20 protein-coding genes are annotated in these 17018 nt (G+C 71.2%); 9 read left to right on the top strand and 11 right to left on the bottom strand.

All coding sequences use genetic code 11. From position 1 onward, the window contains the following. Positions 1–305: 305 nt before the first annotated feature. Together ABIA38_RS33015 and ABIA38_RS33010 are read right to left on the bottom strand one after the other, a co-directional pair. Positions 306–773, bottom strand: a complete 468-nt coding sequence (locus ABIA38_RS33015) for a hypothetical protein (protein WP_424642579.1) — start codon at positions 771–773, stop codon at positions 306–308. A gap of 15 nt (positions 774–788) precedes the next feature. Next, positions 789–929 (bottom strand): hypothetical protein, encoded by a 141-nt coding sequence (locus tag ABIA38_RS33010; RefSeq protein ID WP_424642578.1) that lies wholly within the window; start codon positions 927–929, stop codon positions 789–791. Between the two features lie 795 nt (positions 930–1724). Between ABIA38_RS33010 and ABIA38_RS33005 the strand changes: the two genes are divergently transcribed. Next, positions 1725–2441, top strand: a complete 717-nt coding sequence (locus ABIA38_RS33005; RefSeq protein WP_424642577.1) for an HAD family hydrolase — start codon at positions 1725–1727, stop codon at positions 2439–2441. Between the two features lie 43 nt (positions 2442–2484). On the opposite strand, the gene dnaN is transcribed toward ABIA38_RS33005, so the two are convergent. The 3 genes from dnaN to ABIA38_RS32990 form a co-directional block, all read right to left on the bottom strand. Further along, on the bottom strand, positions 2485–3639 hold the full coding sequence (dnaN, locus tag ABIA38_RS33000; protein ID WP_424642576.1) for a DNA polymerase III subunit beta: 1155 nt from the start codon (positions 3637–3639) through the stop codon (positions 2485–2487). Positions 3640–3819: 180 nt separating this feature from the next. Beyond that, entirely contained in the window at positions 3820–4656 is an 837-nt protein-coding gene (locus ABIA38_RS32995; protein WP_424642575.1) for a DUF4328 domain-containing protein, read from the bottom strand. A gap of 196 nt (positions 4657–4852) precedes the next feature. Further along, the gene (locus ABIA38_RS32990) at positions 4853–5119 is read right to left on the bottom strand and encodes a DUF6959 family protein (protein ID WP_424642574.1); all 267 of its coding nucleotides are present in this window, start codon (positions 5117–5119) and stop codon (positions 4853–4855) included. Between the two features lie 62 nt (positions 5120–5181). On the opposite strand from ABIA38_RS32990, the gene ABIA38_RS32985 reads away from it, so the two are divergent. After that, positions 5182–5778, top strand: a complete 597-nt coding sequence (locus ABIA38_RS32985; RefSeq protein ID WP_424642573.1) for a hypothetical protein — start codon at positions 5182–5184, stop codon at positions 5776–5778. Between the two features lie 96 nt (positions 5779–5874). Here ABIA38_RS32985 and ABIA38_RS32980 read toward each other — a convergent pair whose 3' ends face one another. Further along, positions 5875–6429 (bottom strand): GNAT family N-acetyltransferase, encoded by a 555-nt coding sequence (locus ABIA38_RS32980; protein ID WP_424642572.1) that lies wholly within the window; start codon positions 6427–6429, stop codon positions 5875–5877. Between the two features lie 33 nt (positions 6430–6462). Next, on the bottom strand, positions 6463–7083 hold the full coding sequence (locus tag ABIA38_RS32975; protein WP_424642571.1) for a hypothetical protein: 621 nt from the start codon (positions 7081–7083) through the stop codon (positions 6463–6465). A 225-nt stretch (positions 7084–7308) separates the two neighbouring features. On the opposite strand from ABIA38_RS32975, the gene ABIA38_RS32970 reads away from it, so the two are divergent. Then, positions 7309–7518 carry a hypothetical protein gene (locus ABIA38_RS32970; protein ID WP_424642570.1) on the top strand — a complete coding sequence of 70 codons (210 nt, stop codon included), beginning with the start codon at positions 7309–7311 and terminating at the stop codon, positions 7516–7518. Between the two features lie 129 nt (positions 7519–7647). On the opposite strand, the gene ABIA38_RS32965 is transcribed toward ABIA38_RS32970, so the two are convergent. Next, entirely contained in the window at positions 7648–8196 is a 549-nt protein-coding gene (locus tag ABIA38_RS32965; RefSeq protein ID WP_424642569.1) for a hypothetical protein, read from the bottom strand. Between the two features lie 72 nt (positions 8197–8268). Beyond that, positions 8269–9039 carry an MBL fold metallo-hydrolase gene (locus tag ABIA38_RS32960; protein WP_424642568.1) on the bottom strand — a complete coding sequence of 257 codons (771 nt, stop codon included), beginning with the start codon at positions 9037–9039 and terminating at the stop codon, positions 8269–8271. A gap of 110 nt (positions 9040–9149) precedes the next feature. Here ABIA38_RS32960 and ABIA38_RS32955 point away from each other — a divergent pair, with 110 nt between their 5' ends. Next, on the top strand, positions 9150–9755 hold the full coding sequence (locus ABIA38_RS32955) for an ABATE domain-containing protein (protein ID WP_424642567.1): 606 nt from the start codon (positions 9150–9152) through the stop codon (positions 9753–9755). 92 nt (positions 9756–9847) lie between these two features. Here ABIA38_RS32955 and ABIA38_RS32950 read toward each other — a convergent pair whose 3' ends face one another. Both ABIA38_RS32950 and ABIA38_RS32945 read right to left on the bottom strand, forming a co-directional pair. Next, positions 9848–10828, bottom strand: coding sequence for an ADP-ribosylglycohydrolase family protein (locus ABIA38_RS32950; RefSeq protein WP_424642566.1), 981 nt, complete (start codon positions 10826–10828; stop codon positions 9848–9850). Between the two features lie 157 nt (positions 10829–10985). After that, the gene (locus ABIA38_RS32945; RefSeq protein ID WP_424642565.1) at positions 10986–11657 is read right to left on the bottom strand and encodes a haloacid dehalogenase-like hydrolase; all 672 of its coding nucleotides are present in this window, start codon (positions 11655–11657) and stop codon (positions 10986–10988) included. A gap of 24 nt (positions 11658–11681) precedes the next feature. On the opposite strand from ABIA38_RS32945, the gene ABIA38_RS32940 reads away from it, so the two are divergent. The 5 genes from ABIA38_RS32940 to ABIA38_RS32920 all read left to right on the top strand — a co-directional run bounded on the left by ABIA38_RS32940 (position 11682) and on the right by ABIA38_RS32920 (position 16983). Further along, positions 11682–11885 (top strand): hypothetical protein, encoded by a 204-nt coding sequence (locus ABIA38_RS32940; RefSeq protein ID WP_424642564.1) that lies wholly within the window; start codon positions 11682–11684, stop codon positions 11883–11885. Between the two features lie 17 nt (positions 11886–11902). Continuing rightward, positions 11903–12427, top strand: coding sequence for an SRPBCC family protein (locus tag ABIA38_RS32935; protein WP_424642563.1), 525 nt, complete (start codon positions 11903–11905; stop codon positions 12425–12427). A gap of 321 nt (positions 12428–12748) precedes the next feature. After that, positions 12749–13981, top strand: a complete 1233-nt coding sequence (locus tag ABIA38_RS32930; protein WP_424642562.1) for an ROK family transcriptional regulator — start codon at positions 12749–12751, stop codon at positions 13979–13981. A gap of 237 nt (positions 13982–14218) precedes the next feature. Further along, complete coding sequence (locus tag ABIA38_RS32925) at positions 14219–15718, top strand: APC family permease (protein ID WP_424642561.1); 1500 nt, start codon at positions 14219–14221, stop codon at positions 15716–15718. A gap of 53 nt (positions 15719–15771) precedes the next feature. Next, positions 15772–16983, top strand: a complete 1212-nt coding sequence (locus ABIA38_RS32920; protein ID WP_424642560.1) for an alanine racemase — start codon at positions 15772–15774, stop codon at positions 16981–16983. Positions 16984–17018: the final 35 nt, after the last annotated feature.

Raw genomic sequence — 17018 nt, 5'->3', positions numbered from 1 at the left:
GCTGAAGACAGCACTGGGCCTGCCTCGGGGATCGCAGGTATGATCTGCTCCTGAAGCTGGTGAAGAGAAAGAGGTAGGGGTGACCCGACCGTTCGGCGCGTGGAAGTACCGGAACGGCTGGGTCTCACTGTTCGGTTGTGTAAGCGGCCGGCAGGCCTCCTTTCTCCGACGGCGTCCCTAGGGGCGCTGAGCTGCGAGCGAGTGGACTAGGGCTGGACTCCTAGGCCACTCGCTCTGCTTTTGTGGCGTTTTTCGGTGTGGACTTGTGCGTTGATCGGATCTGCTCGGCCGAGCGTCCGGGGCGGTCAGGCCGCACCGTGTCGTCGTCCGACTTGCTCCTGTTCGGCGGCCAGGGCCCGCAGTGCCTGCTGGGCCCACGCGCCGAGCGTGAGGTACTGGTACGGCGTGTTCTCTTCGACGAACCGCAGTGCGAGCGCCGCGTGTTCGCTGGGGCGAACGGCCAGGTCGGCACCCGAGGGGTGCACGTAGAGGCCGGTCATCGGGTCGACGTCGCCGAGGTCGCCCACCCGTGAGTGCTCGATGGCCAGGTGTTCCCACAGGCGCAGGCGCTGCGGCGTATTGCGCGCATAGTTCTCACCCGGCCAGCTGATCCTGCGCAGGGCCTCGAAGGTGAGCAGGGGCAAGACGTCGCTGGGCGAGAGCACCGTCGGGTGCAGCACGTTTCGGTCCCGTGCCTCGTAGCCCACCTTGCTGGGCAGACCCGCGATGGCCGCGAGCCTCGCCACGGTCCAACGCTCCCGGGAAGTGGCCATGACCGTCCTTTCGTGTCAACGACCGAAGCCTATCGCGATCTCCGGCAAATAACTTCCTGTCAGGAGAGTCGGCGTGTCGCTCGATGCAGTGAAGCCGGCACAACAATGGCGCAAAAGCCCAGAAAATAAGGCATTGCCGTTGTGTTCGATCTGCATGTCGGAAGATCCACACGCCCGCCCATCCCCTGTCACGCATGAATACCCAGACGCCGAGCGTGCGCTCCGTTGCGAGATCCAGTGCTCGATCGAGCGCGCGATCCGCCGTTCGGCCCATCGCTCGACCCACCGCATGACCCATCGCTCGACCGACCGTGCCATCGGCCGCGACACCCACCGTGCGAGCCGCCGCGAGATCCAGCGGCGCCTCCACCGCACGCGCCGTGGTTTCGCCCATCGCTCCGACCGCCCACGACTCCGGGCATCCGTCGTTCGCGCCGTACACCCGCCCACACACCCGCCCATACAGCCATGCGGGCTAACGAACACGTTGGGTTGTAGAGAGCCGCACATCCTCACGGACAGATCCCGTTACCGATCGCCATGCAAGTTGCAGGTCAAAGGCCATTTGAGGTGGCCCGAGGAAGGCGTGCGAGAGTCACTCGGGAAGCACCGCGAACCGCCTTCGATGCGACCCTGAACCAGCTCAGCCCCGGCCCCGAATCCCTTTCCGCGGCCCGCCGCAGCCCGCCGCAGGCTCCGATCGACCGGAAATCGACCGGAAATCGACCGAGCAGCGGGAGTGAAAATCACCTTAAAGGGCAGGTAAGCCGGCTTTTGTAGTCGATGTGGATCCGAAACAAGAGGGCCGCACGGTCGTCCCGCGTTCCCTCGCCGCCCTTCGACGGCCTCTTCGGCCGCCTCTTCGACTGCCCCGTCGACGGCCTCCCGCCGACCGAATGCGATGCTCGGGACAACGGCCGCGTGGGGTGGTTGTCGATGATCGGAGTGTTCATGACGACTGTTGGATCCGACTCCCGACTGGTGTTGTGGGACATCGATCACACCCTGATCGACGGCGGCACCGTGTCGCGGCGGGCGTACGCGGCGGCATTTCGGCAGGTTTCGGGGCGTTCGCTGGACCAGCCCTGGCAGTTCGACGGGCGTACCGAACTCGCCGCGGCGAGCGAGGTGCTCCGGGCGCACGGCCTCCCGACGGAGGGCGGCATGCTGGACGCCTTCCTGGAGCTGATCGTGGCCGAACTACGACAGCGGGAAGCCGAGTTGGCCGCCGAGGGCCGGGTCCTGGCAGGTGCCCAGGAGGCGTTGACGGCGATCGGCGCCGTACCGGGCGTCTGCCAGTCGGTGTTGACCGGAAATTTGTACGCGCTCGCCGAGTTGAAGCTGACCGTGTTCGGCCTCACCGAGCACGTGGACCTGCGGGTCGGCGCGTACGGGGACGACGCGTACGAGCGGATCGACCTGCCCGCGCGGGCCTTCGCGCGTACCGAGGAGCATCTCGGCCGGCGGCACGTCGGTGCCGACACGGTGATCGTCGGCGACACCCTGCGCGACGTCGCCACCGCACGTGCGGCGGGCGCCCGGTGTGTGGCGGTGGCGACCGGTACGACCAGCGCGGCTGCCCTGACCGAGGCCGGGGCCGACGTCGTCCTCACCGATCTCGCCGACACCGACGAGGTGTTGGCGGCGCTCCTGGCCCCGACCCGGTAACGGGACTCGGGCCGGGCCGGGCCGGGCCGGGCAGCGCCGCCGCTCAGGCGCCGCGCATCGGCATCAGCAGGTAACGATAGTCGGGGGTGTCGGAACCGTTCGGCTGATCCGCATGATCCGCACGATCCGAACCCTCCGTCAGCACGGTCGGCCTGCCCGTCGTACCGAACGACATCCGCGCGCTCGGCGACCGCAACGCGCTCAGCCCGTCCAGGAGATGTGCCGGATTGAACGCGGCCCTGGTCGGCTCACCGGTCAGCTCGACCGGCAGCGCCGCACCCGCCTCGGCCTCGTCCGTGCTGCCCGCCTCGATCCGCAGCGAGTCCCGCCCGAACGACAGTCGGACGGGGGTGTTGCGGGTGACCACCGGTGACACCCGGCGCAGTGCCTCGATCAGCGCCGCCGTGTCGATCGTCGCGACGCCGGTCACCTCGTTGTCGAACAGCCGCTCGTAGCCCGGGAACTCGTAGTCGAGGAGCCGGGTCGTCGCCTGCCGCCGATCGACCGCCAGGCCGAGCAGGCCGTGGCGGCCGTCCTCGGCACCGAGCGCGAGCCGAAGGTCCCCGCCGCCGGTCCCGGCGTACCTGGCCAGTTCGGCCAGGACACGCGCCGGGGCCAGGATCGAACGGGTCGGGTCCTCGGTGACCGACCGCCACGGCAACCGCCGTACCGCCAGCCGATATCGATCGGTGGCCGCCAGGATCAGGCCGTCGTGGGTCAGCCCCATGCGGATCGCGGTGAGTACGGGTACGGTCTCGTCCCGCGCGGCGGCGATCGCCACCTGGGCGACGCCCTCGGCGAACACGGACGCGGCGACGGTGCCCGCGAGGTCCGGGAACAGCGGTGTGGCCGGATAGTCGGCCAGGGCCGGCAGCGGCAGGGTGAAGTAGGACCCGGCGCAGGTCACCCGGGCCCGATGCGGCTCGACGACCAGTTCCACCGAATGTTCCCGGGGCAACGAACGGGCGATTTCGGCCAGCAACCGACCCGGGACCAGGATCTCCCCGGGCCGATCGACGGCGGCGGCGACCTCGATGCCGGCCGATACCTCGTGGTTGTACGCGGAGATCGCCAACGTCCCACCGGCCGCCTCCAGTCGGAGTGCGGCCAGCGCGGGGACCACGGGCCGTGCGGGCAGTGCGCGCGCGGCCCAGGTGATGCCTTCGACGAGACGATCTCGTGCTATCCGAACCTTCACAGCGGGCCCTTTCCGAGAACTCGACGCGGAGAGTCGATCGATCGCCGATTGATCGATGATCGAATCTTTGTTCGATTACCGGAAGGACGACACTAACGGGGCGCTCGGACAGCACGTCGAGTCGGTGGTCGAGTCGGTGGTCGAGTCGGGTTCCGTTGCTCCGACTCCGTGGCCCTGCGCTCAGCCGGGGGCCGGCGGGCGTTGCGGGCGCCGGCGCGGCGGTTGCCGGGGGATGGTGCGCCCGGCCCGTGCCGGCGGCTTCGACTCCATCGGGCCCCTGGCCCTCGGGAGCAGCGACGATGCCCGGTTCCGCTCGGTCTGGAGTCCGGTGATCCGGGCCACGACCGTGCCGGCGAGGCCGGCGGCGGCGATCAGGAGGAGGAAGGCCCAGCCCGCGGCGGTGTCGGCGGCGCGGTAGGACTCGTCGCCGCCGGCGGTCGCGCGCCTGGTCAGGGCGAGGACGAGGATGGCATTCGCGGCCAGGTAGGTCCACCACCAGGCCCACACCAGGGGATGTCCGCCGCGGGTGTCGGTGCGCGGATCGCTGGCCCGCCAGATGTCGTGGGCGATCAGCGGCGGGACGAACAGGTTGAGCCCGGGGCAGCACCAGGCGCCGATCGCCCAGGCGCCGGAGAGGCGTTGCACCGATGGCGGGAACGTATCGACGTTGCGCCGGGCCCGGTGGAACCAGATCACGAACACGACGCCGACGGCCGGCACGGTCAGGCCCGTCGCCCCCCACCACACCCCGATCGCGTGATTCGCCGCGGTGGGATCGGCAGCGGCCCGCCGGTGCCGCAGCGTGTCGGCGATCAGGGCGGCCTGGTGGAAGGAGGCGATGGCGGCGTACAGGGACGCGACGGCGGCGACCCCGAGCAGAGCGTGGACCGCCGCGGCCCATCCGCGCAGCGACCGAAAGGCCGGCACGACCTCGACGGGTGGGGCGTACTCCCGGTCACCGCAGTTCGTACAGCGGTCCGGCAGGGCCGAGCGGGCGCCGCAGGATGAGCACAACACGAGTTCGAATCCCCTGTCGCCGATCGGCAGCGGTCGTCCGGACCGATGGGGCGACGGGATCGCCGCAGGCAACCGGCCGAACCAACCCCACATGGCGCAACGCACTCCGTGCCGCGAGGACCACCCCACATCACAGACGCAACGCCATCGAACACGCTACGTGACAACCAAGCCCCTCGCACTCGGTGTCGGAGGCTCAGTAGGGGCGGGGGATGCCGTGAGCCGCCAACGCCGTGTCGTACCGCGTCAGCAGTTCGTCGAGGTCGCCGAGCAGCAGGGCGGCGGTCTCCCGGGCCTCGGTCGGGTCGCCCTGATCGCAGGCCTCGACGATGCTCGCGACCTCGGCGCGGAGGATCGACAGAGAGTCACCTTGGATGAGTACGCCGGGATGGCGACGCCCCGGCAGTCGGAGGACGGCGTCGTTGCTCGCGTCCGTGAACAGTTCGACCTCGATGCGTTCCATCGGGCCATCAAATCGTCGGAGGCGCGAGCCGGTTGTCGTGGGGGCTGCGGTACGGTCGGTTGGTGACCGGGGTGGCGTGGGACGTGTTGTTGGTGGGTGGGGCTTCCGGGGTCGGGAAGAGTCGGGTGGCGGGGGAACTGGCCCTGGCGGCAGGTGCGTTCGTGGTCGAGTTCGATGACGTGGTGAGTGCCGTGCAGCAGATCACCAGCGTCGAGGGGCATCCCGGGCTGCATCTCTTCGACGGGATCGTGGACACCGCCGAACTCGGTGTCGATCGGGTTCTGGAACTGCAGATCGCCACCGCCCGGGCGTTGGAGCCCGCTGTCGTCGGCGTTGTCCGCAATCGGTTGACGGTCGACGTACCGGCCGTGGTCGAGGGCGACTACCTCACTCCGGCCGCCGCGGCGCGGGCGATTCGGGAGGGGGCCGTGGTCGGGCGTAGCGTGCGGGCGGTGTTTCTGCACGAGGACGATGCCGTACGGATAACCGCGAACTACGCGGATCGTGAGCCGGAGGGCGGGGTTCAGGCGCACCGCGCGGAGGTCGGCGTGCGCTACTCGCGGTGGCTGGTGGCACAGGCCCGGCGGCATGGGCTGCCCGTCGTCGACTGCCGTCCGTGGGACACCCTCACCGCGCGGATCGACCGCGCCATTCGCTGAGCGGCACCGGTCATCACACACCGCAGCGCCGAGCCACGATCTCACGACACGCGTCAAGACAAGCGTCAAGCCACTACCTCACTACCCACTACCTCACTACATGGGGAGCGAGAGTAGGCGGACGGGCCCGGTCGGCCATGCGGCGCCGTCGCGCAGGGGCGTCCACATGGTGTGCAGCGGCATCGGGACCGGGCCGTCGGGCTGGTCGACCACGACCTCGACCTCGACCTCGCCGTCTCGGTCGACTCGCTCCCAGCCGAGTCGGCGGTAGAGCGGTACGAGGGGTGGTCGGCAGAAGAGGATGGCGTGTTGTGGGCCCATCGTCCGGGCGTGGTCCAGGGCGGCGGCCACGATCGCCCGGGCCAGGCCGTGACCGCGCAGGTCGGGGGCGACGGCCACGCCGCCGACGCCGACCACCTCCGTCTCGACGCCGCCGATCGAGATGGGCAGACGCAACAGGCCGGTGTGGGCCACGAGTCGGCCCTCGTGCCGGATCCCGAAGTGCTCCTTCTTGGGCAGCCAGGTCAGGCCGGTGTCGGCGACGCCGTAGGGGTCTGCGGAGTCGCCCAGGATTTCGCGCTGTTCGGTCCTGGTGTAGGTGGCGAGCCGCGCCGTGGGGAAGGCGGAGCCCGCGGGGGATGGATTCGTCATCTCGGCATGATCGCCCCCCGGGTCGCGGCCCACCTACCCGGGGGGTGGGGTGGCGCGGGGTCGGCGGATTCGGGCGTGGTAGCACTGGATCGTCCACCTCGCGTGTCCGGCCGAGCGGGCTCGGGACCCGGTTCGGGTGGCCGAGGCGAGCGTGACGTTGTGGTCGGCGGTCAGGCAGAAGAGCACGATCAGCCTGCGCTGGGTGAGTTCGACGGTTTCCTCGTGGTACCAGTCGGCGGTGACCGCGCGGTCGTCGGGGAGGAAGGGGCGCTGTAGGAAGTCCCGTACGTCGGTGGGGAAGTTCCCGAGTATGCGCCGATCCTCGTCGTGCAGGTCCAATGGCGGCGGGTGGGCCGGTGGCGGGGTCGGGCCGTCGGTGCTCGGGGTGCGGCGCAGGAGGCGGGCGACGGTTCGGGGCCGGTCGGTCGGTGCGGTGCGGTCGAATGTTCGGCGGGCCGGCGTGGCGGGGTCCAGGCGCAGGCGTTCGACGAGGTAGACCCGCCTGCCGTTGCTGATCACCGAGGCGGCTCGGCACAGGCCGCGTGGTCCGAAGACGACGGCGGCGGGTCGGCCGTCCGGGTCCAGCCAGGCCCACCACTCGAGGAGGTAGCCGGCACGTTCCTCGAGTCGGGCCCGTACGGTCGGTCCGAGCATGTCCCAGCACTGTTGCCGGGGGACCCGTGAAGGGTCGAGCGGGAACTCGCCGGGTCGGTGGGGTTGCGGGACGATGTCGTGGGTTCCCGGGTAGGGCATGGGCACGCGGTCCGGCGCGGGACGTGCGACGAGGGTTTGGGATCGCGGCCTGCGCCCGGGTAACGCCCGTGTGGCGGCGGGCGGTTCGAGCCGGCCGGGTGGCTCGGGGCGCTCGGGTGGTCGATCGTGGTTGAGTCGTTCGAGTCGTTCGAGTCGTTCGAGTCGTTCGAGTCGTTCGAGTCGTTCGAGTCGTTCGAGTCGTTCGGGTCGTTCGAGTCGTTCGGGTCGTGCGGGTGGTTCGAGTGGTTCGGGCAGCCGGGCGTTCGTCATGTTCTCCCCCCTCACCCCGGTCCGGCCTCATCGTCCATGGCGGGGGCGCGTGGCGTCCAGAGGTGAAGGGGGTAATGGGGGTGCGGGGGCCTTCGGGGGACAGGGGAGTCCGCTGCCTCGGCATCTGCCGCAGCGCCGGCTCCGGCCCCGGCCCGGGCCTCTGCCTCGGCCCCGGCCTCGGTCGGGTGTTCGGCGTTATCCCGGCCAGGGGTAGTCCGGGTCCTCGGTGATCTCCACCTGCTGTGGGTTGTCCCTGGGGAAGGTCCAGATCCGGCCCAGTGTGCTGGTGGCGGTCACCGAGGTGTTGTCCAGGGTGACCTCGGCGAAGGGGTTGGACTCGCAGGAGACCGCGAGCCATTGCAGGGAGCGGCGGTCCGCGCCGGTGCCTTCGGTGTCCCCGGTGTCCTCGACGTCGTCCCGGGTCAGGGCGACCCAGCCGTAGCTGCCGTGGTTGGCGGATTCACCGGCCAGGGCGCGGCTGCCGGCGTAGGAGCAGGATGCGAACATGCCGTCCACGTCCATCCATTCGGTGGGGGTCCAGGCGGTGGCCCGCAATACCTCCCACCAGTGCCAGCGCTCTGTGCGCAGGTCGTCGGGGCGGTCCGGGTGGGCGTAGCGCATCAGGCTCATCACCGACAGCGAGCCGTCGCCGAACACGATGAAGTCGCCGTACGGTGCCAACCGCGCGCGCCAACGCTCGTGTACCAGGGCGGCGTTGTCGGTGGTGCCAGGGGACGGGTTCACGCCCGCCATGGTGGCATGCGGTCGGCCGAACCGGTCCCCGGGAGGGGTGGGTTCCCGGGGACCGGTGGTGGGTCAGGCCAGTTGGAGGCGGTCGACCAGGCCCGCGGCGGTGAAGGTGGCGATCAGTGCGTCGCGGCCCTCGGTGAAGTGGCCCCAGCTGTCGAAGTGGACCGGGACGACCCGGCGTGCGCCCAGGATCGTGGCGGCCTCGGCGGTCTGGGCGCTGTCGAGGGTGAGCAGCGCGCCGTCGAAGAGGATGGTGCGGGCCGAGCCAGCGAAGAGTACGGCGGTGTCGACCGGGCCGAAGCGTGCGGCGATCTCCTCGACCACGGCCAGCGACGCGTTGTCCCCGCTGACGTAGATGGTGGGCAGGTCGGCGGCGGTCAGTACGAAGCCGACCACTTCGCCGGTGATCGGTTCGCAGCCCTCGGGGCCGTGCTGGGCGGGGGTGCCGGTCACGGTGACGGTGCCGCCGTCGGGGCGGGGCAGGTCCACCGTGGTCCACGGGGCGAGCGGGCGGGCGGTGCCGCCGAGCCGGCCGGCGCCGCTGGGGGTGGTCAGCACGAGCGGTACGTCGGCGAGCAGCGCGCGGCCGGAGTGGTCGAGGTTGTCCGGGTGTTCGTCGTGCGAGAGCAGCACCACGTCGATCGGGCCCAGGTCGGCCGGGTCGATCGTGGCGGGGGCGGTCTTGGTGAGGAACCGGTCGACGCCGACCGGGTAGGTGCCGGGCGCGTCGAAGGTGGGGTCGGTGAGGAAGCTGAGGCCGCCGTACTCGATCAGGGCGGAGGGGCCACCGAAGACGCGGATGGCGATCTGCTCGTTGGTGGCGTTGATGCCGGTCACTGCAACACCTCACGGGTAATCGTTGTGTTTGCCGTGAGAAAAGCTAGCCCATTCTCACGGCGAACGGCAACCCTTAACATGAGAAAGGTGAGAGGTACGAAGGGAGAAAGGTGAGAGGTACGAAGGACACCGCGCCGGCCGTGCCCCCGCCCGCACCGGGGGCGGAGCAATACCTGGCGCTCGATCTGGCCAACAGCGATCTCGCCGTGCCCGGCGGTCGCGATTTCGACCTGCTCGGTTCGCCGGAGGCGGTGAAACAGTGGCTGGTCGAGCGGGAGTTGGTGCCGCCGGATACCCGGCTGTACGAGGTGTGCGCGGGGCGGGTGCGGGCCCTTCGTGATGAAGTGCGAACACTGCTCTCGGCTCGGATCGATGATCTCCCGGCGCCGGCCGCGGCGGTCCGCGCGATCAACGACGCGCTTACCAGCGCCCCGTCGGCCGCGCTCCTGTACTGGGACGAGACGCGCGGTCCCTACCGGGCCCAGGCACACCCGATCGACCAGATCGTCAACCACGCGATCGCGATCCTGGCCGCCGACGCCGCCGACCTGCTCACCGGCCCCGACGCCCCCCGCCTGGTCCCCTGCGGCGCCACCCCCTGCCGCCGCTTCCTGATCCGCACCCACGCATCCCGCCAGTGGTGCTCGGTCCGCTGCGGCGACCGAGTGCGCGCCGCCCGCGCCTACGCCCGCCGGACCCGACCGAACCCGGACTGAGCCGAGTTCGACACTCACGCCCGGCCGGCGGCCCACGGGGTTGCTTGTGCGGGTCGCCGCCGGCCGACGTCCACCGGCTCAGCGCGTGCCGGTCAGGCCGCGGCCCGGCGTGGTGTGCGGTTCACCAGGTCGTCGGCCAGGCGCAGGAGTTCGGGGAGGCGCAGGACTTCGCCGGCCGAACCGGGCAGCGGGACGTGCAGCCGGTCGGTCCAGCGGGCGGGGATCGCGGCCATGCCGTAGCGGGCGCCGGCCAGGGCGCCGGTGACCGCGGCCACCGTGTCGGTGTCGCCGCCGAGGTCGATCGCGGCGCGCAGGGCGTCCTGGTACGAAGTCGTCGTGCGCAGTGCCCAGACCGCCGAGCCCAGGCAGGGCCAGACCGCGCCGTTGAACTCGGTCGCGTCGGTCGGCTGCCAGGTCGGTGCCAGTACGACGGCGTAGCGGTCGCGGTGGTCGGCGGGCACCTCGGCGAGCGTCCCCGGCAGCGCGGCAAGCGGATCGCCGCCGGCCAACGCCACCCGGAGCAGCTCGTGGAAGATCGCGGTGCCCTCCCACGCGGCCCGGTCCCCGTGGGTCAATGCGGCGATCCGGCGAGCGGCGGCCATGGTGGCCGTGCGGCCGTCGGGCGCGAAGTACACGGCGGGCGTGGTCGCGCGCATCAGCGAACCGTTGCCGGCGGCACGCAGGTTGACCTGGAAGTGGATGGCCGCCGCGAGGTCCCATGGCATGCCGTTGGTGAGCACGTCCTGGGTTTGGATGCCGATGTCCTTGGGCTCGGAGCGGGCCCACCGCTGGAAACGTTCGAACATGTCGGGCAGGTCCAACCCGCCGCGCTCAAGCAGCGAGTACGCCACGTGCACCGCCATCTGCGTGTCGTCCGTGGCCTCGCCGGCATCCCAGCCGCCTCCGCCGCACATCTCGTTGGCGTAACGCTCCTCGGACCGCGAACTCCCGGGCGCTGCCTCGGGGAAGCGGGTCGCGAAGGCACCCGGGAGGCCGAACTCGAACGGCGCGCCCAGCGCGTCCCCGACCGCCGAACCGACGACGGCACCGGCGGCACGCGCGCTGAGATCCATGGGTGGCAGGGTAAGGGGTCGATCGGGCGGACCGCCGGTCAGCGGGACCAGGCCCCGTCGGTCGGGACGGGTCGGCGGAAGATCGCCATGGTTGGGTCGGGGCCGTCGTGGACGTCGGCGACCTCGGCCGGCGTGATTCGGATGCCCATGCCGGCGGTCATGGCAGGACCACGAAGTCGGCACCGAGGCGGGCCCGGATCCGGGCCGATCGTTCGGGGGAGGGGTCGACCACGTAGCGGTGGGTGGCCGCGGCCAACAGCGGTAGGTCGACGGAACTGTCCGTGTAGGCATGGGTGATCGGGTCGGTGATGCCGGCCGCGCGGATTCGTTCGACCTTGCGGGCACCCCGACAGGCCGGCAGCGGTCGCATCCCGGCCCGACCCCGGACCAGGCGGGAGGCGACCACGTCGACGGGGGCCAGGCCGAGTTCGCGGCAGATCGCGCCGGCGAGCGGCTCGGCGCACGAGGTGGCGACCACGACCCGGTGGCCGGCGGCGAGGTGGGCTCGGGCACGTTCGACCGTGTCGGTGATCCGGTATCTCTCGCTCGTGCGTTCGATCGCGAACTCGGCGGCCAGTGACTCGAATCGCCGCGCGGGCAGGCCGATGGTGGCCACTCGCAGGAGGAGGGCGAAGGCGTGGCGCCGGGTGCGATGGAAGGCGTAAAGGGGTGCGAGAACCGGTACGCACAACGTCGCGGCCACGGCGCGCCACGGGCTGCGGCGCAGCAGCGCGCGGGTGAAGCGGCCGAACGAGTCGCCGCGCACGAGGGTGCCGTCCAGGTCGAACACGGCGAGGGGGCGGGGGTGGCCGGGTGGGGTGTGGGGCACGGGGACTCCTTGTCCGCTGATCCGTTGTCCGCCGATCCGCGTTCGCCGCCGCCGGGCGGTGGCGATGGCCGCGGCGGACTCAGGCTTCACCTGCGGCTCGCCGATGTGCAATGGCCGATCGGTGCATCGGTACGCACCGACGAGGACCGCGAACCGGGCGACGTGCGCGACCGGGCCGGGTCATCGCGACCGGGCCGGGTCATGATCGCGAATGGAACCGTCGTCTAACGGATAGCAGTACGCGCATGGTTCTTCACACGCGTTCCGTGCAGGTCGCCGCGTCCACCGACCGGGTGTACATGCTCTTGTCCGACACCGGCAAGCTCCCTGAATACCTCCCGCCGGTGACCGCCGTCCGGGCCACCTCCGGCAGCGCGGTCGTGGTGACCGCCGGCGAGGCGGAACACTCCGTCGCGGTCGAGGTCGACCTGGACCGGGACGGCCCCGGAACCCGGATCGAATGGGCCGTGCGCGGCACCTCGTACACCGGCATCGTGATCGTCCAGGACGGCCCGAGCGACATCGACAGCATCGTCACCGTGATGGTCGACGACGGGCAGGATCCGCTCGACCTGGCCGCGGTCGAACGGGAGCGTCTGCACGACGCGGGGCAGTTCGGCGGCAAGCAGGGCCGCGAGGCGTTGCCCGTGGACGCGCTGACCCGACACCGCGAGACCGGTACGGACGCCGACCTGGCCGTGGGCGAGGTGCTCGAACGTGGGCTCGACCATCTGCGGGCGTACCTCGAGACCGGTCGGCATCAGGGCTGAGCGGCCGGGGATCCGGCGGATAGGCGACGTAGACACAGGCGTAGACAAGACGTAGACAAGACGTAGACACAGGCGCAGGTACAGGCGCAGGTACGGCCCGGGTCGGCGCGATTGCCGACCCGGGCCGTGGTCTGTTCGGTGGCGGTGTGGCGGTGTGCCGGTGTGCCGGTGTGGCGGCGGATACTCGGGCGCGACGCATAAGTGTGGTTTCACGTAGAACCGATCGATCGGATCCTTTTGATCTTGACGAACCCTTGACACCTCTCCGAGGCGGGCTTAATTTGCTCTCACTCTGAAATATTTTCACTCTGAGAGGTGAACATGGCGGAGACGGCGGACGCCCGATGGGCCAACCGTTCCAGCCTGCTCGCGGTGTTGTTGGCCGGCGGGCAACACAGCCGCGCCGGGCTCACCCAACAGACCGGGCTCAGCGCCGCCACCGTGTCGCGCGTGGTCGAGGGGCTGCTGGACGAGGGCCTGGTCCGCGAGGGCGCCGTCCTGCAGACCGGCCGGCGCGGCCGACAGGCCGTGGTGATCGAGGTGGCCGCCGAGCGCGGCGTCGCGGTCGGCGTCGACCTCGGCGGGACCACGTGCCGGTTCCTGGCCACCGACCTGCTCGGCCGCGCGTCGCGCTACCGCGAGGAGCCCACCCCCCGGCATCTGGCCGCCGACGACCTCGCGGACTGGCTCGCCGAGCGGGTCCGCGCGCTGTACGCGAGGCCCCACGTCGGAACCGACGTCGGATCCGACGCCGGACCCGAGCCCGCGCCCGACGTGCTGCGCGCGGGCGTGATAGGCCTGCCCGGCGCGGTTGCGGCGGACGGTCTGGCCGTGCGCGGCGCCACCAACCTCCCGCAGATCGAGGGCGACCTGTTCACCCGCCGGCTGCGCCGCGCCCTGGACGGCACGGTCGCCTTCGGCAACGACGCCGACCTGGCCCTGGAGGGCGAGCTGCGGCACGGCGCCGCCCGTACCGCGGACACCGCGGTGATGTTCACCGTCGGCGCGGGCTTCGGCGCCGGGGTGGCCGTGGACCGGCATGTCCGAGGCGGACCGACCGGCCTGGTCGGCGAGTTCGGCTTCCTGCCGGTGGACGCCGACGACCGCACCGTGGAGGAACTGGTCGGTGCCGAGGGCCTGATGCGGGCCGCCCGGGAAGCCGGCCTGGATGTGGCCACCGCGGCCGATGTGTTCGTCGCAGTCGCCGCCGAGCCGGCCGCCCGGGCCGTGGTCGACCGATTCGAACGTGCGCTCGGCGTCGCGCTGATCGCGGTGACCATCGCCTACGAGCCCGAACTGGTCGTGCTCGGCGGCCGGGTCTCCGCCTCGATCGACACCGCGATGACCACCCGGCTGCGCGAGCGCGTACGCCGACGATTGCCCGCCTGCCCCGACCTGGTCCACTCCGAACTGGCCGATCTGGCAGGCGCGTTGGGCGCGCTCTCGCGCGGACTGACCGCGCTGCGGATGCGCTTCGACGTCGCGCCGGACGCGGCGGCGGCGGTCCGCGCCGACCTGGACCTGGCGGCGCTGCTCACCCCCCGGACGCCCTGACCCCCCGGACGCCCTGACCACTCGGATGCCCTGCCCCCCCGGACGCCTTGACGACCCGGATGCCCTGACCCCCCGGACGCCTTGACGACCCGGATGCCCTCACGATCCGGACGCCTTGACCCCCCGGCGCGGACGCCCCGACCGGTCCCCCCGCGAGTCGCCCTCCCCCGCGCGACCCGCCCACCCCGCACCCTCCGGGGTCCGTCCCACCCCACCGAACCGCCTGGAGTACCACCGATGTCCACCGCACAACCCGCGAAAGGCGGGTCCCTGCGCCGGAACACGTTGTCCGTGTTCGGCGCCGTCGCGATGTGTATGGCCTTCATGGGCCCCGCCACCAGCGTCGCGTTCAACACGCCACCCGCCGCCGCGGGCGCGGGATACGCGCTGCCCCTCGCCATCGTGCTGGCCATGGTGGCCAGCCTCCTGGTGGCCAACACGATCGCCGCGTTCGCCCGCAAGTTGCCGGCGGCCGGCTTCGCCTACACGTACAACAGCCACGGCTTCGGCAAGTCCGGCGGCTTCCTGTCCGGGTGGTTGTTGCTGCTGACCTACGGCATGGTCGGGCCGATGTTGTTCGCCGCGCTCGGCGGGTACAGCCACGACTTCCTGGCCGGTCAGTTCGACATCCGGGTGCCCTGGCAGGTGTTGTCGCTGGTGTTCGCCGCCGTGGTGTGGGGGGTCAACTCGCTCGGCGTGTCCAGTTCGGCGAAGACCGCGTTGATCTTCCTGGTCCTGGAGGTCGGCGTACTGCTCGGCCTGGCCGGGGTGATCCTCGGCGACGGCGGCGACTCGGGCCTGTCGGTGGCGCCGTTCGATCCGGCCAATTCGATCGACGGGTTCAGCGGGCTTGGCACCGGCATGTTGTGGGGCATCCTGATGTTCATCGGCTTCGAGTCGGTGGCCACCCTGGGCGAGGAGGCGCGCGGCGCCAAGCGCAGCATTCCGCTCGCGTTGTTCACGGCGGTCGCGGTGATCGGCACGTTCTATGTACTGATGGCCTACTCGACCTCGATCGGCTTCGGTTCCGGGCACGGTTCGGAACTGGCGGGCGATGCGGCGCCGCTGACCACGCTGGTCGATCGGTACTGGGGCGTCACGTGGGTGCTGGCCCTGACCGTGATCGCCAGCCAGTTCGCCAACGTGATCTCCGGGTCGAACGCGGCCGTGCGGGTGTTGTTCTCGATGGGTCGCGAAGGCGTGCTGCCGCGCTTCCTGGGGCGGACCAACGATCGCCAGGTGCCGCAGTCGGCGATCACCGCCTACCTGGGCTTCTCGCTGGTGTTCGCGCTGGTCCTGGGCAGCGGCTTCGGCGGCGATCTGGGCCCGCTGGGCGTGTACGGGTTCGCGGGCACGATCCTCGGGCTCGGCATGGTGCTCATCTACATCCTGATGAGCGTCGCGGTGATCCGCTTCTACCTGCGCGAACATCGGGCCGAGTTCTCGATGGTGCGGCACGGGATCCTGCCGGGCGCGACCGTGTTGCTGATGTTGCTGCCGATCTACGGGCAGTTGTGGCCGGTGCCGGATCATCCGAACAACCTGGTGCCGTACGTGATCGTCGGCTGGATGTTGCTCGGCGCCGGCTACCTGGTGTGGGCGCATCGGTCGCGGCCGGAGGTGTTGGCCGCGATGGGGCGGGTGTTCGAGGACGATCCCGGCGAGGGCGGTCCGGAAGTCACCCAGGCCCAGGCCCAGGCTCAGGTCCAGGCGCGGGCGCAGGCCGTGCCGACCTGACCCGGTTGTCCTTGTCGTTTGCCGTTGTTGCTCGTCCCAAGGAGGGCCCCGCGATGTTCCTCGATCGACTGCTCGTGCACAACCGTCCGCTGATCGACGCCGTGCTGACGGCCCATCAGGAAGGCCGCCTGCTCGCCAACACCTATGTGGTGGACCTGGACACGGTGGCCCGGAACGCCGCGGCCATCGCCGAGGCGGCGCGGGCGCGCGGGCTGGCCACCTATGTGATGGCCAAGCAGTACGGGCGCAACCCCGACGTCACCCGGACGGCGATCGCGGCCGGCCTCGGCCCGGTCGTCGCGGTGGATACCGCCTGTCTGTCGGCGGCGACCCGGCACGGCCTGCCGGTCGGGCACGTCGGGCACCTGGTGCAACCGCACCGGGGCAGCGAGGACTTCGTGGTCGGCGCGGACCCCGAGGTGGTGACCGTGTTCTCGGTGGACACGGCGCGGCGGATCGGTGCGGCCGCGGTGCGCCGGGGCGGCGCGCCGGTGTCGGTGCTGCTGCGGGTGCACGGCGCGGGGGACCGGTTCTACTTCGGGCACGGGGGCGGGTTCCCGGCGGCCGACGTGGTCACCGCCGCACGTGAGGTGGCCGCGGTGGAGGGGGTGGTGGTGCACGGCGTCACGACGTTTCCGTGCCTGCTGGCCGATCCGGAGCGGCGGGAGGTGGTGGCGACGCCGAATCTGCGGACGGTGGTCGAGGCGGCCGAGCGGCTGCGCGCGGTCGGGTTCGACATCCGGCAGGTGAACGCGCCCGGGACGACGTCGGCGCGGTCGCTGACGATCGCCGCCGATGCCGGGGCCACCCATGTCGAGCCGGGCAACGCGATCCACGGGACGACGCCGCTGCACGTGTTCTCCGAGGCGGCGCCGGAGCAGCCGGCGATCGTGTATGTGACGGAGGTGTCGCATGTGGACGGGGACGACGCGTACGCGTTCGCGGCCGGGCACTACCTGGACAAGGTGTTGGGCGAGTTCCAACTGACCGCGCTGGTCGGGCGGGACGTGGGGACGGCGACCTCGCGGGTCGCCCGGGTGGATGTCGCGCCGGACGGGGCGATCCACTACTACACGGTGTTGCGGGAGGCGCGGCGGCTGGGCATTCGGCCGGGCGACACGGTGGTGATGTGCTACCGGCCGCAGGCGTTCGTCACGCGCGGGCGCACGCAGTCGGTGGCGGGGCTGCACGGGGGCGATCCGGACGCGGTGGTGTGGGGCGAGCGCTACGACGCGGAGGCGCGGGTGGTGGGGGACCCGTCGTGAGGGGGTCGGATTGGCCCGGCTGCCGGCTTCGTTGC

This window comes from Embleya sp. AB8 (assembly GCF_049739465.1).
Lineage (GTDB): Bacteria > Actinomycetota > Actinomycetes > Streptomycetales > Streptomycetaceae > Embleya.
The sequence above is the reverse complement of the archived record's forward strand: the minus strand, read 5'-3'. Positions and strand labels throughout refer to the sequence as shown.